Origin of the sequence: Streptomyces sp. NPDC047853 (assembly GCF_043204535.1) — a bacterium.
Lineage (GTDB): Bacteria > Actinomycetota > Actinomycetes > Streptomycetales > Streptomycetaceae > Streptomyces.
Genome location: NZ_JBIDCI010000005.1, coordinates 381,638 through 395,525, shown reverse-complemented (window position 1 = coordinate 395,525; position 13,888 = coordinate 381,638). Strand labels below are relative to the sequence as shown.

Sequence of the window (13,888 nt, the reverse complement as noted above, 5' to 3'; positions counted from 1 at the left end):
CACACGGGGCCAGGGGGAGGCGGCAGCAGTGACGAACGCCCACCCGTCGCCCACCGCCACCCCGAACGGAACGGGCCGCGCCCATGACTAACATCCCCGAGACCGGCCGCAGCACCCGCGTCCAGATCCGGCTCGTCGTCATCCAGGTCCTGGTCCTCTCCCTCCTCGGCACCCTCGGCGGCCGGCTCTGGTACCTCCAGATCCGCCAGGGCGACGAGTACGCCAAGGAGGCCTCCGGCAACCACGTCCAGCAGGTCGTCCAGCCCGCGCCCCGCGGCTCCATCCTGGACGCGCGTGGCGTGGCGCTCGCCGACAACGAGACCCGGCTCGTGGTCTCCGCCTCCCGCACCGACCTGCTGAAGATGAAGGACGACGGCGAGGCCGTCCTCACCAAGCTCGCCGGCGTCCTCGGCATGAAGCCCAAGGACGTCATGGACAAGGTCCGGCTCTGCGACGCCGAGACCCCCCAGCCCTGCTGGAACGGTTCGCCCTACCAGCCCATCCCCGTCACCGACGAGGCCACCGCCAAGCAGGCCCTCCAGATCCGCGAGCGCGCCGAGGACTTCCCCGGCATCACCGCCGAACCCATGGCCGTACGCCGCTACGCGAGCCCCGGCAAGGCCAACACCGGACAGGTCCTCGGCTACCTCTCCCCGGTCACCGACGAGGAGATCGAGAAGGCCAAGGACACCGACTCGCCCTTCCTCCGCTCCGACCAGGTCGGCCGCTCCGGCATCGAGCGCCAGTACGACAAGGCGCTGCGCGGCAAGGCCGGCGTCACCCGCTACGAGGTCGACAACCTCGGCCGCGTCATCGGCGAGGCCGAGTCCGACCCCGGCGTGCCCGGCTCCAACCTCGTCACCAGCATCGACGCCCGCGTCCAGCGCGTCGCCGAGTACGAGCTGAACGAGGCGATGAAGGCCGCGCGCAAGGAGATGGACCGCAACACCAACCGGCTCTACGAGGCCGACGCCGGCGCCGTCGTGGTGATGGAGGCCAAGACCGGCCGCGTCGTCGCCATGGCCTCCAACCCGACGTACGACCCCAACGCCTGGGTCGGCGGCATCTCCGCCAAGGACTACAAGAAGCTCACCGGCAAGGAGTCCAACTACCCGCTGCTCAACCGGGCCACCCAGGGCCAGGCGGCCCCCGGCTCGATCTTCAAGGTGGTCTCCTCGTCCGCCGCCGTGGAGGCCGGCTACGACTTCGACGGCGGTTACGACTGCTCCAGCTCGTACTCCGTCGGCGGCCAGGTCTTCAAGAACTTCGAGTCCGCCAGCTACGGCTCCATCAGCATCGGCCGCGCCCTGGAACTCTCCTGCGACACCGTCTACTACCGCCTCGCCCACGAGGAGTGGAAGAAGGACGGCGGCACCAACCCCAAGAAGCCGAACGACTACTTCTACAAGGCCGCCCACCAGTTCGGCCTCGGCAAGGAGACCGGCATCGACCTCCCCAACGAGGTCACCGGCCGCGTCCCCGACCGCCAGTGGAAGCAGGACTACTGGGAGGCCAACAAGGACGCCTGGTGCAAGACGGGCAAGAAGGACGGCTCCTACGTCGAGAAGCTCGCCTACGAAGGCTGCCTCGAAGGCAACAAGATGCGCGCCGGTGACGCCATCAACTACTCCATCGGCCAGGGCGACACCCTCGTCACCCCCATCCAGATGGCCACCATCTACGGAGCCATCGCCAACGGCGGCACGCTGTACGACCCCACCATCGGCAAGGCGGTCATCAGCCCCGACGGCAAGCACGTCGACGAGATCGAGCCCAAGGCGCACGGCAAGCTGCCCATAAGCAAGACCACGCTCGCCAAGATGGACGACGCCCTCGAAGGCGTCGCCACCCGCGGCACCGCCGCCTGGCGGTTCGGCGGCTGGCCCCAGGACAAGATCCCGATGCACGCCAAGACCGGCACCGCCGAGGTCCACGGCAAGCAGACCACCTCCTGGTTCGCCACCTACACCGACGACTACGCGATCGTCATGACGATCTCCCAGGGCGGCACCGGCTCCGGCGCCTCGGGCCCCGCCGTCCGCAACATCTACGACGCGCTCTACGGCGTCTCGGACGAGGGCGACATCGACCAGAAGAAGGCGCTGCTGCCCCGGCCGCAGGCGAAGCTGCCGACGATCAAGGCGGACGGCACCATCCCCGCCCCGAAGATGTCCAAGGACGCCGTCAAGGACCTGCTGCCGGAGAAGAAGGCCTCCCCCGAGGACGAGTACGCCCCCGTCGAGGAACAGCAGCAGGGAACGACCCCGCCGACGCAGACCGGCGACAACCGCGCCACCCGCCGCCACCGGCGGCGCGGCGGCGGTGGCCGGCGCGGCGGGACGGGCGCCAGCGGAAGTCGGAGGACGCGCGCATGACCGGAGCCAACAGCTTCCAGGTCTCCGGGTACGGACCCAAGAAGGCCGGATGGACCCGGCTCTTCGCCCGGGACTCCCTCGCCCGGCGACTCGACTGGCCGATACTGCTGGCCGCCGTCGCCCTCTCCCTGATGGGCTCCCTGCTCGTCTACTCGGCCACCCGCAACCGCACCGAGCTGAACCAGGGCGACCCGTACTACTTCCTCACCCGGCACCTGCTGAACACCGGCATCGGGCTCGCCCTGATGGTCGGCGTCGTCTGGATCGGACACCGTGCCCTGCGCACCGCCGTACCGCTGCTGTACGGCGCGTCCGTCTTCCTGATCCTGCTGGTGCTCACCCCGCTCGGCTCCACGATCAACGGCGCCCACTCCTGGATCAAGCTCCCCGGCGGCTTCTCCCTCCAGCCCTCGGAGTTCGTGAAGATCACGATCATCCTGGGCATGGCGATGCTGCTGGCCGCCCGCGTCGACGCGGGGGACCGGCCGCACCCGGACCAGCGGACCGTGCTCCAGGCTCTCGGCCTCGCCACCGTGCCGATGCTGATCGTGATGCTCATGCCGGACCTCGGGTCGGTCATGGTCATGGTCATCATCGTGCTGGGCGTGCTGCTCGCCTCCGGAGCCAGCAACCGGTGGATCTTCGGCCTGCTCGGCGCCGGGACCGCCGGCGCGCTCGCGGTCTGGCAGCTCGGCATCCTGGACGACTACCAGATCGCCCGCTTCGCCGCCTTCGCCAACCCGGAACTCGACCCCGCCGGCGTCGGCTACAACACCAACCAGGCACGCATCGCCATCGGCTCCGGCGGCCTGACCGGCTCCGGCCTCTTCCACGGCTCGCAGACCACCGGCCAGTTCGTACCGGAACAGCAGACCGACTTCGTCTTCACCGTCGCCGGTGAGGAACTGGGCTTCCTCGGCGCCGGGCTCATCGTCGTCCTGCTCGGCGTGGTCCTGTGGCGCGCCTGCCGGATCGCCCGCGACACCACCGACCTGTACGGGACGGTCGTCGCCGCCGGGATCGTCGCCTGGTTCGCCTTCCAGACCTTCGAGAACATCGGCATGACGCTCGGCATCATGCCGGTCACCGGCCTGCCCCTGCCCTTCGTCTCCTACGGCGGCTCCTCCATGTTCGCCGTGTGGATAGCGGTGGGGCTCCTCCAGTCGATCACCGTGCAGAGACCCATGTCCGCCTAGCCGGGGAGACCCGGGGGACGGGCGGTGCGGGCAACGAGCGGTAAGGGGGACCGTCCAGCCGGGTTAGGCTGGATGGTCCCCCTTGTCAGCACACGAAGGTTCCGTGAGATGCCTGCCGAAGCCGCCGAGTCTGTGTCTTCCGTGTTTCCGCAGCTCGAAGCGCTGCTCCCGCATGTGCAGAAGCCGATCCAGTACGTCGGCGGAGAGCTCAACTCCACGGTCAAGGACTGGGAATCCTGCGACGTCCGCTGGGCTCTGATGTACCCGGACGCCTACGAGGTCGGTCTGCCCAACCAGGGCGTCATGATCCTCTACGAGGTACTCAACGAGCAGCAGGGCGTCCTCGCCGAGCGCACGTACAGCGTGTGGCCGGACCTGGAGGCGCTGATGCGGGAGCACTCCGTCCCGCAGTTCACCGTGGACGGTCACCGCCCCGTGGGCGCCTTCGACGTGTTCGGCCTCTCCTTCTCCACGGAGCTGGGCTACACGAACATGCTGACCGCCCTCGACCTGGCCGGCATCCCGCTGGAGGCCAAGGACCGCGGCATCGACGACCCGGTCGTCCTGGCCGGCGGCCACGCGGCCTTCAACCCCGAGCCGATCGCCGACTTCATCGACTGCGCGGTCATCGGCGACGGCGAGCAGGCCGTCCTGGAGATCACCGCCATCATCCGCGCCTGGAAGGCCGAGGGCCGCCCCGGCGGCCGCGAGGAGCTCCTCCTGCGCCTGGCGAGGACCGGCGGGGTGTACGTCCCCGGTTTCTACGACGTCGAGTACCTCCCCGACGGCCGTATCGCCCGCGTCGTCCCCAACCGCTCGGGCGTGCCGTGGCGTGTCTCCAAGCACACCGTCATGGACCTCGACGAGTGGCCCTACCCCAAGCAGCCCCTCGTGCCGCTGGCCGAGACCGTCCACGAGCGCATGTCGGTGGAGATCTTCCGCGGCTGCACCCGCGGCTGCCGCTTCTGCCAGGCCGGCATGATCACCCGCCCGGTGCGCGAGCGCTCCATCACCGGCATCGGCGACATGGTCGAGAAGGGCCTGAAGGCCACCGGCTTCGAGGAGGTCGGCCTCCTCTCCCTCTCCTCCGCGGACCACTCGGAGATCGCCGACGTCGCCAAGGGCCTCGCGGACCGGTACGAGGAGGACAAGATCGGCCTGTCCCTCCCCTCCACCCGCGTCGACGCCTTCAACATCGACCTGGCCAACGAGCTGACCCGCAACGGCCGCCGCTCGGGCCTCACCTTCGCCCCCGAGGGCGGCTCCGAGCGCATCCGCAAGGTCATCAACAAGATGGTCTCGGAGGAGGACCTGATCCGCACCGTCGCCACCGCCTACGGCAACGGCTGGCGCCAGGTGAAGCTGTACTTCATGTGCGGCCTGCCGACCGAGACCGACGACGACGTCCTCCAGATCGCCGACATGGCCACCCGCGTGATCCAGAAGGGCCGCGAGGTCTCCGGCTCCAACGACATCCGCTGCACCGTCTCGATCGGCGGCTTCGTCCCCAAGCCCCACACCCCCTTCCAGTGGGCCCCGCAGCTCTCCTCCGAGGAGACCGACGCCCGCCTGCAGAAGCTCCGCGACAAGATCCGCGGCGACAAGAAGTACGGCCGTTCCATCGGCTTCCGCTACCACGACGGCAAGCCCGGCATCATCGAGGGCCTCCTCTCCCGCGGCGACCGCCGCATGAGCGCCGTCATCCGCGCCGTCTACGAGGACGGCGGCCGCTTCGACGGCTGGCGCGAGCACTTCTCCTACGACCGCTGGACGGCCTGCGCCGACAAGGCCCTGGAGCCCTTCGGCGTCGACGTCGACTGGTACACCACCCGTGAGCGCGGCTACGAGGAGGTCCTGCCCTGGGACCACCTCGACTCCGGCCTCGACAAGGAGTGGCTCTGGGAGGACTGGCAGGACGCCCTCGACGAGACCGAGGTCGACGACTGCCGCTGGACCCCGTGCTTCGACTGCGGGGTGTGCCCCGCGATGGACACGGAGATCCAGATCGGTCCGACCGGCAAGAAGCTGCTGCCGTTGACGGTCAAGTAACGGCGGGTGGAGTGCAGGTGACGTACGTCATGCCCCGGGTGTGACGTACTGTCAGTTTGGGTGGTTCGTCCCGTGGACGGATCATGAAGCACGGTCTTAGATGGCCGCGGGGGCGGGTATCGGGTGTTCTTCGCCGACGTGGGGCGAAGAACACGGCCCGGCATGTGAAGAGCACTCGGCGTACCGCAACCTTCGAGCCAGTTCCCGAGACCGACTCCTAGGATCGCCATGAACGTACGCACGACCGCTTCACGCCCGCGCCGGCTCAGACGGGCAGCCGTGCTGCTCGGCGCGGTGCCGCTGTTCCTGAGCCTCACGCCTGCGCAGGCTCTGGTCGGCCGGCCCTCGACCGACGCCGACCTGGGCTTCACCGCCCGGCTGGTGGTCGGTGACCACCAGCGGGGCTGCTCGGGCTCGCTGGTCTCGCCCGAGTGGGTGCTCACGACCGCCAGTTGCTTCGCCGAGAACCCGGCCGCCGACCTCTCCGTCCCGGCCGGTGCGCCCCGGCTGAAGACCGTCGCGACCGTGGGCGGGGTGCAGAGGGCCGTCCTGGAGCTCCGCCCGCACGGCGAGCGCGACCTGGTGCTGGCCCGCCTGGCGCAGCCCGTGCGCGGGGTGGCCCCCGTCGCCCTCGCCACCGCGGCGCCCGTCGCCGGGCAGGACCTCACCGTCGCCGGTCATGGTCGCACCGCGACCGAGTGGGTGCCGCTCGACCGGCACACCGGCACCTTCGCCGTCACCGCCGTCGACGGCGCCGACCTGGCCCTGAGCGGCAAGGACGGCGCCTCGGTCTGCCAGGGCGACGCGGGCGGCCCCGTCCTGCGGACCGTCGACGGCCGCCCCGCGCTCGTCGCGGTCAGCAGCCGTTCGAACCAGGTGGGCTGCTTCGGTGTCGACTCCGCGGAGGGCACCTCCGCCGGCGCGGTCGCCGCGCGCGTCGACGACGTCCGCGACTGGGTCGCCCGGAACGCCGTGAGGACCCCCGCCGCCGACTTCGACGGAGACGGCCGGGGCGACGTGGGTGTGCTCTACGACTACGGTCAGGGCACCGACGGGACCAACCGCACCGCCCTGTGGACGCTGACCAGCAACGGCACCGGCTTCGGCAGCCCCGTGCGCGTGTGGGACAGCGCCACGGGAGGCAGCTGGAACTGGAGCCGGTCCAAGGCGTTCACCGGCGACTTCGACGGTGACGGCGACGGCGACGTCGGCGTGCTCTACGACTACGGCCGCCAGAGCGACGGGACCAACCGCACCGCGCTGTGGACGTTGACCAGCAGCGGCACCGGCTTCGGCAGGCCCGTGAAGGTCTGGGACAGCGCGGGGTCGATCAGCTGGGAGTGGAGCCGGTCCAAGGTGGTCACCGGCGACTTCGACGGGGACGGCCGGGACGACGTGGGCGTGCTGTACGGCAACGGCGCGGGGAGCGACGGGACCAACCGCACCGCGCTGTGGACGTTGACCAGCAGCGGCACCGGCTTCGGCAGGCCCGAGAAGGTCTGGGACAGCGCCGGCACCATCAGCTGGGACTGGGAGCGGTCCAAGGTGACGTCGGGTGACTTCGACGGTGACGGTCGCACTGATGTGGGCGTGCTGTACGGCAACGGTCAGGGCACCGACGGGTCGAACCGGACGGCGCTGTGGACGCTGACGAGCAGCGGTGCCGGGTTCGGTGCGCCGGTGCGCCGGTGGGACAGTGCGGGGTCGATCAGCTGGGACTGGGAGCGGTCCAAGGTGACGTCGGGTGACTTCGACGGTGACGGCCGCACTGACGTGGGCGTGCTGTACGACAACGGTCAGGGCACCGACGGTGCCAACCGGACGGCGCTGTGGACGCTGACGAGCAGCGGTGCCGGATTCGGTGCGCCGGTGCGCCGGTGGGACAGCGCCGCCGGCGGCAGCTGGACCTGGTCCCGCAGCGAACTCACCTGACCGCATCCGGACGGCGCGTTCCGGCGTCTGTTCCGGTATGGACCTCGAGAAGCGGCCGCAGGGCCGCCCGCAGGAGCCGCCGCGGCGATCGGACCCGGAAGGGTGCGTCGCCGCGGCGATCCGCGTTCCGGTGCGGATCGTGGCCCTCGTGCTGGTCGTGCCGGTGCGGCTGGTGTGGGACGCGCTCGTCGTCGCCGGGCGGGTCCTGCGGGACACGGTGCTGCGTCCCGTCGGGCGGGCGTTGGCGTGGCTGGGGTGGGCCGTCTTCGTGTGGCCGCTGGTCGGGCTGTGGCGCCATGTCCTCGTGCCGCTCGCCACGGGCGTGGGACGGCTGGGCAACGTACTCCTCGTGGTGCCCGCGGTGTGGCTGTACCGGCGGGTGCTGACGCCGGTCGGGCAGGCGCTCGCCTGGTTCTTCACCCGGGTGGGCGCGGTGCTCGCGGCGATCGGGCGCGGTCTGTACGCCGGTCTGGCATGGCTCGCGCGGTACCTGGTCGCCGTTCCGGCGGTGTGGCTGTACCGGTGGGTGCTCACCCCGGTCGGGCAGGCGCTCGCCTGGTGCGGCAAGGGGCTGCTCTGGTGCGGCAGGCAGGTGGCGCGGGGCGTGGGGCTGGCCGCCACCGGGGTCGGGTTCCTCCTGTACTGGACCGTACGGGTGCTGCTGGTGCTGCCGGCCCTCGCCGTGTGGCGGTGGGTGCTCGCACCGGTCGGCCGGGTGCTGGCGGTCGTCGGCAGGGAGGTCCGGGACGCCCTCGGCCATGCCTGGCGGATCGCGGGGTACGTGTCCCTCGCCGTCGGGCGGTTCCTCGCCGCCCTCGTGCGGTGGACCGTCGTCGCTCCGGCGCGCTGGGCGTACCGGAGCGTCCTGACCCCGGTGGGGCACGCGGTGCGGGACGCCGTCCTGCGGCCCCTCGCCGAGGCCTCGCGCGGCGCCGGGCGGGCGACCCGGCGGGCGCTCGCCTCCGCCCGGCTGACCGTACGGCAGGCCAGGGCCGACGTGCGGCGGGCGCTCTTCGGGGAGCCCACGCGGGCTCGGCCGGTGGCCCGGCGGGAACCATCCGTCGCCGAGGCACGTACTCTTGGTAGTAGTACGACCGCTCTCACGAAGGACTGAACGACACTGGGCAAGCGACAGCCCGAAGGCCCGCCGCCCGTACCCGCGGTGCAGCGCATCCGACTGCGTTACACCAAGCGCGGCCGCCTCCGGTTCACCAGCCACCGTGACTTCCAGCGCGCCTTCGAGCGTGCGCTGCGCCGAGCCGAGGTGCCCATGGCGTACTCGGCGGGGTTCACGCCGCATCCGAAGGTGTCGTACGCCAATGCCGCACCCACCGGCACGGGCAGCGAGGCGGAGTACCTGGAGATCGCGCTCACCGCAGCGCGTGACCCGGAGCAGCTCAGACTGCTCCTCGACGAGTCGCTCCCCACCGGGCTCGACATCGTCGAGGCGGTCGAGGCCCGGACCTCCGGGCTCGCCGACCGGCTGACGGCTTCCGTGTGGGAGCTGCGGCTGGACGGTGTGGAGGCCGCGGACGCCGATCGCGCCGTGGCGGCTTTCAACTCGGCCGAGGCCGTCGAGGTCCAGCGCAGGACGAAGAACGGCGTCCGTACCTTCGACGCCCGTTCCGCCGTCGTGCACCTCGAGACCGCCACCACGCACGGTTCACCGGCTGATAGGCCGACCGACCAGCCCTGTGCGATACTGCGGCTGGTTGTTCGGCACGTGACGCCTGCCGTACGACCCGACGACGTCCTGTCCGGTCTTCGCGCCGTGGCCGACCTGGCGCCGCCGGTCCCCGCAGCGGTGACCAGGCTGGCGCAGGGGCTGCTCGATGAAGAGACCGGTGCGGTGACCGACCCGCTCGCGCCCGACCGCGAGGCAGAAGTGCCCGAGCCGCAACCGGCCGCCGCTTCCGCCGCCGCGACGGCGTCGGCGTAAGGAAGGTTCCGCGTAGGGACGGGCGTCGTAGCGCCGCCCTGGAACTCGGGAGCCACCTGGGTCGGGCAGCGCACCCACCACAAGACTTTCGCCAGGCCGTGCACGACAAGGGGTACGGAACCGGCGAGACAAGACACGGAGAGCTCCCGAGTGGCGCCCGCGCCCCGGACGGCGGCGACCGCGCATCGCGCGAGCCGCGGACGTCACCGGCGGTCGACGAGGTCGATGCCGGTCCAGGCGCGGCGCCCGGGAGCCTGACGGGAGAAACCCCCGCATGCTCGAACCGACCGAACCCACCGGGTCCGCGACCACCTCGACGGACACCGAGTCGAACACCCCCAGCGACACCCTGCCGCCGCGTCGACGGCGCAGGGCCGCCTCCCGGCCGGCGGGGCCGCCGTCCGGTGCCGAGGCGCCGGCGGAGACCGTCACCGCGACCGCGGTGACCGGCCCGGCCGACGAGGCCGAGGAGACGGACGAGACGGTGGCCGAGGAGACCCCGGCTGCCGAGACGGCCCCCGAGCCCGCGCCCGCGGCTCGCCCGCGACGCCGTGCCGTGCGCCGTGCCTCCGCGCCCGCCGGAACTCCGGCGGCGGAGGAGGCGGCCGAGACCGTCGTTCCGGCCTCCCCCGTGGCCGAGGCTCCCGTGCGGGCCGAGGCCGCCGCCGAGCCGGTCGAGGAGGCCGCGCCGCGTCGTGGTCGTCGCCGTGCCACGCGCAGTGTGACCTCGTCCGGTGACTCGGCCGTGGCGGAGGTGTCGGCCGCCGGGGCCGCCGAGGCTCCCGTGCAGGCCGAGCCCGCCGCCGAGCCCGTCGAGGACGCCGCGCCGCGTCGTGGTCGTCGCCGTGCCACGCGCAGTGTGACCTCGCCCAGTGAGCCGGCCGCGGCGGAGGTGTCCTCCGCTCAGGTGTCGGACGCCGGGGCCGCCGAGGCTCCCGTGCAGGCCGAGCCCGCCGCCGAGCCCGTCGAGGACGCCGCGCCGCGTCGCGGTCGTCGTCGTGCCACGCGCCGCGAGGCCGCCGCGACCGTCGATGCCGGTACCGAGACCGTCGAGTCCGCCCCGGCCGCCGAGACGCCGGCCGAGGCCGCCGCGCCCGCCGAGCCCGTCGAGGACGCCGCGCCGCGCCGAGCGCGCCGCCGGTCTACCCGCAAGGCCGCCTCCGGTTTCGCCGCGCCCGCGCAGAGCACCGGGGCGTCCGACGAGGACGACGCTCCCAAGCGTCCGTCGCGTCCCGCCGTGGCCGTGTTCCAGGCGCCCGTCTTCGCCGAACCCAGGTTCCAGACGCCCGAGCGGGCCGCGGCCGAGGCCGCCGCCGAGGCGGCCGGATCCGTTCCGGCGCAGGCGCCCGAGGAGACCGAGGAGTTCCCGGAGGAGCAGTCCGCCGGGTCGCGTCGCCGCCGCAAGCGTCGGGGCGCCGCCGCCGAGGAGGCCGCCGAGGAGCGGGCCACCGCCGCCGTCACGCAGGACGAGCCGGAGGCCGAGACTGAGACGGACGCCGACTCCGACGCCGACGAGTCGGACGAGGACCACGACGACGCCGACGGCTCCGAGGAGTCCGGCTCCCGCCGTCGCAGGCGCCGGGGCGGCCGTCGCCGTCGCCGGGGCGACTCCGCCGACGGTGACGCCGGCGAGTCCGACGACGCCGAGCACACCGGCGGTGAGCAGGCCGTCCAGGACGCCGAGGACACCGAGGAGCAGGTCGAGGAGGACGCCGAGGAGGACGAGGACGTCTCCGGGGAGAGCGGCGGCTCCAGCAGCAGCCGTCGTCGCCGTCGGCGCCGCCGCCGTGCCGGGGACGCCTCCGGCGAGGGTGACGCGTCGACCGACGACCCCGAGCGCACCGTCGTCAAGGTCCGCGAGCCCCGGCCCCCGCGGGAGAAGAGCGAGCCGTCCGACGAGGTGCAGTCCATCAAGGGCTCCACCCGCCTGGAGGCCAAGAAGCAGCGCCGCCGGGAAGGCCGCGAGCAGGGCCGCCGACGCGTTCCGATCATCACCGAGGCCGAGTTCCTGGCCCGCCGCGAGGCCGTCGAGCGCGTCATGGTCGTCCGCCAGCACGGCGAGCGCACCCAGATCGGCGTCCTGGAGGACGGCGTGCTCGTCGAGCACTACGTCAACAAGGAGCAGGCCACCTCGTACGTCGGCAACGTCTACCTCGGCAAGGTGCAGAACGTGCTGCCGTCGATGGAGGCCGCCTTCATCGACATCGGCAAGGGCCGCAACGCCGTGCTGTACGCCGGCGAGGTCAACTTCGAGGCGCTGGGCATGGCCAACGGCCCGCGCCGCATCGAGTCCGCCCTCAAGTCCGGCCAGTCGGTCCTCGTGCAGGTCACCAAGGACCCGATCGGCCACAAGGGCGCCCGTCTGACAAGCCAGGTCTCGCTGCCCGGCCGCTACCTGGTGTACGTGCCCGAGGGCTCGATGACCGGCATCAGCCGCAAGCTGCCCGACACCGAGCGGTCCCGGCTGAAGACCATCCTCAAGAAGATCGTCCCCGAGGACGCGGGCGTCATCGTGCGCACCGCCGCCGAGGGCGCGAGCGAGGAGGAGCTGCGCCGCGACGTCGAGCGGCTCCAGGGCCAGTGGGAGGACATCCAGAAGAAGGCCAAGGGCGGCGGCAGCTCCAACGCCCCCACGCTGCTCTACGGCGAGCCGGACATGACCGTCCGGGTCGTGCGCGACATCTTCAACGAGGACTTCTCCAAGGTCGTCGTCAGCGGTGACGACGCCTGGCAGACCATCCACGGCTACGTGTCGCACGTGGCGCCGGACCTCGCCGACCGGCTGTCCAAGTGGACCAGTGAGGTCGACGTCTTCGCCACCTACCGGATCGACGAGCAGCTCGCCAAGGCGCTGGACCGCAAGGTCTGGCTGCCCAGCGGCGGTTCGCTGGTGATCGACCGGACCGAGGCGATGATCGTCGTCGACGTCAACACCGGCAAGTTCACCGGTCAGGGCGGCAACCTCGAGGAGACGGTCACCAGGAACAACCTGGAGGCGGCCGAGGAGATCGTGCGCCAGCTCAGGCTGCGCGACCTCGGCGGCATCATCGTCATCGACTTCATCGACATGGTGCTGGAGTCCAACCGGGACCTGGTGCTGCGGCGCCTGCTGGAGTGCCTGGGCCGGGACCGTACGAAGCACCAGGTCGCCGAGGTGACCTCGCTGGGCCTGGTGCAGATGACCCGCAAGCGGGTCGGCCAGGGGCTGCTGGAGTCGTTCTCGGAGACCTGCGTCCACTGCAACGGCCGCGGTGTCATCGTCCACCTGGACCAGCCGACCTCGGCCGCCGGCGGCGGAGGCGGCAGCAAGCGCCGCAAGCGGGCGCGGGCCGGAGCCGACCAGCCGCACGAGCACGAGCACCTGGCCGGCGTCGAGACCGGCCCCACGGCGGAGCAGGAGGCGGACGCCGAGTCGGAGGCCGAGGTCGCCGCCGAGGTGGCCGAGCCGGTCGCGCTCCCCGCCCCCGAGTTCGTCCCGGACGAGGAGCTGTACAGCAGCGCCGCCGAGGCCGAGGCCGCCGCCACACGCGGTCGTGGCCGGCGTCGCGCGAGCCGGCGGGCGTCGGCTCCCGCGGGTGCCCCGAAGGCGAAGGGCGAGGCCCGGCGCGCCGAGGCACCGACGGCGCAGGACGTCACGGCCGAGGAGGAGGCCGAGCGTCCCGTCGTCCAGGAGCCGGCCGCCGAGATCCTGGCCGAGCCCGCGGCCGTCGAGGACGCGGTCTCGGGTGCTCCGGCCCCGGCCGCCACCGAGGCCCCGGCCGCCGAGGAGGCCGCGCCCAAGGGCCGTACCCGTCGTCGGGCCACCCGGAAGGTGTCCGCGCCGGCCGGTTCGCCCGCGGGTGCCGAGGCCGCCGTGGTGACGGTGTCCGAGGCCGTCCCCGTCGAGCAGGTTCCGCAGCCGGAGCCGGCGGCGGAGGCCCCGGTGGCCGCCGAGGCGGACGCGGAGAGTGCCGCCCCGGCCCGTCCGCGGCGTCGGGCCGTGCGCAAGCCCACCACGTCCACCGCGTCCGAGGAGACGGCCGTCATGGTCGTCCCGTCGGGCCCGGCGGAGGAGTCGGCGGAGCAGGCACCGGCGGAGCAGGCCCCGGAGGCGGAGGCCGCCGACGAGGCCGCCCCCGCCAAGAAGGCGGCGGCCCGCAAGACGGCCAAGAAGACGACGGCGAAGAAGGCCGCCACCAAGAAGACCGCGGCCAAGAAGACGACGACGGCGAAGAAGGCCACGGCCAAGAAGGCGGCCAAGACGACGACCGCCAAGAAGGCCACGGCCAAGAAGGCGACGTCGAAGAAGACCGCGGCCGCCGCCCAGCAGGCGCCGTCCTCGGTCACGGCCGCCACCGACGAGGGCTGATCCGGCCCCTGTCGCCGAGCGTCTGGTCCCGTCCGTCCGGAATCCGCCA

General features: G+C 72.3%; 7 protein-coding genes. All 7 read left to right on the top strand.

Annotated elements, in window-relative coordinates:
* Positions 1–83: 83 nt before the first annotated feature.
* The 7 genes from mrdA to ACGF5T_RS13140 all read left to right on the top strand — a co-directional run bounded on the left by mrdA (position 84) and on the right by ACGF5T_RS13140 (position 13,839).
* Entirely contained in the window at positions 84–2,375 is a 2,292-nt protein-coding gene (gene mrdA / locus ACGF5T_RS13170; RefSeq protein WP_356603383.1) for a penicillin-binding protein 2, read from the top strand.
* A complete protein-coding gene (gene rodA / locus ACGF5T_RS13165; RefSeq protein ID WP_366767799.1) occupies positions 2,372–3,571 on the top strand; it encodes a rod shape-determining protein RodA in 1,200 nt (399 codons plus the stop codon). Before mrdA ends, rodA begins: the two co-directional genes overlap by 4 nt.
* A 108-nt stretch (positions 3,572–3,679) precedes the next feature.
* Complete coding sequence (locus ACGF5T_RS13160) at positions 3,680–5,620, top strand: TIGR03960 family B12-binding radical SAM protein (protein ID WP_361016432.1); 1,941 nt, start codon at positions 3,680–3,682, stop codon at positions 5,618–5,620.
* Positions 5,621–5,848: 228 nt separating this feature from the next.
* Positions 5,849–7,552, top strand: coding sequence for a trypsin-like serine protease (locus ACGF5T_RS13155; protein WP_392887807.1), 1,704 nt, complete (start codon positions 5,849–5,851; stop codon positions 7,550–7,552).
* Between the two features lie 37 nt (positions 7,553–7,589).
* The gene (locus tag ACGF5T_RS13150) at positions 7,590–8,666 is read left to right on the top strand and encodes a hypothetical protein (RefSeq protein WP_366767797.1); all 1,077 of its coding nucleotides are present in this window, start codon (positions 7,590–7,592) and stop codon (positions 8,664–8,666) included.
* A gap of 48 nt (positions 8,667–8,714) precedes the next feature.
* Positions 8,715–9,491 (top strand): TIGR03936 family radical SAM-associated protein, encoded by a 777-nt coding sequence (locus ACGF5T_RS13145; protein ID WP_366767796.1) that lies wholly within the window; start codon positions 8,715–8,717, stop codon positions 9,489–9,491.
* Positions 9,492–9,765: 274 nt separating this feature from the next.
* Entirely contained in the window at positions 9,766–13,839 is a 4,074-nt protein-coding gene (locus ACGF5T_RS13140) for an Rne/Rng family ribonuclease (protein ID WP_392887804.1), read from the top strand.
* Positions 13,840–13,888 lie beyond the last annotated feature (49 nt).

What these genes read in the sequence shown, in the direction of transcription:
- ACGF5T_RS13140 (WP_392887804.1), top strand. Translation starts at nt 9,766, where the DNA reads ATGCTCGAACCGACCGAACCCACCGGGTCCGCGACCACCTCGACGGAC.
- ACGF5T_RS13150 (WP_366767797.1), top strand. Translation starts at nt 7,590, where the DNA reads ATGGACCTCGAGAAGCGGCCGCAGGGCCGCCCGCAGGAGCCGCCGCGG.
- ACGF5T_RS13160 (WP_361016432.1), top strand. Translation starts at nt 3,680, where the DNA reads ATGCCTGCCGAAGCCGCCGAGTCTGTGTCTTCCGTGTTTCCGCAGCTC.
- mrdA (WP_356603383.1), top strand. Translation starts at nt 84, where the DNA reads ATGACTAACATCCCCGAGACCGGCCGCAGCACCCGCGTCCAGATCCGG.
- ACGF5T_RS13155 (WP_392887807.1), top strand. Translation starts at nt 5,849, where the DNA reads ATGAACGTACGCACGACCGCTTCACGCCCGCGCCGGCTCAGACGGGCA.
- rodA (WP_366767799.1), top strand. Translation starts at nt 2,372, where the DNA reads ATGACCGGAGCCAACAGCTTCCAGGTCTCCGGGTACGGACCCAAGAAG.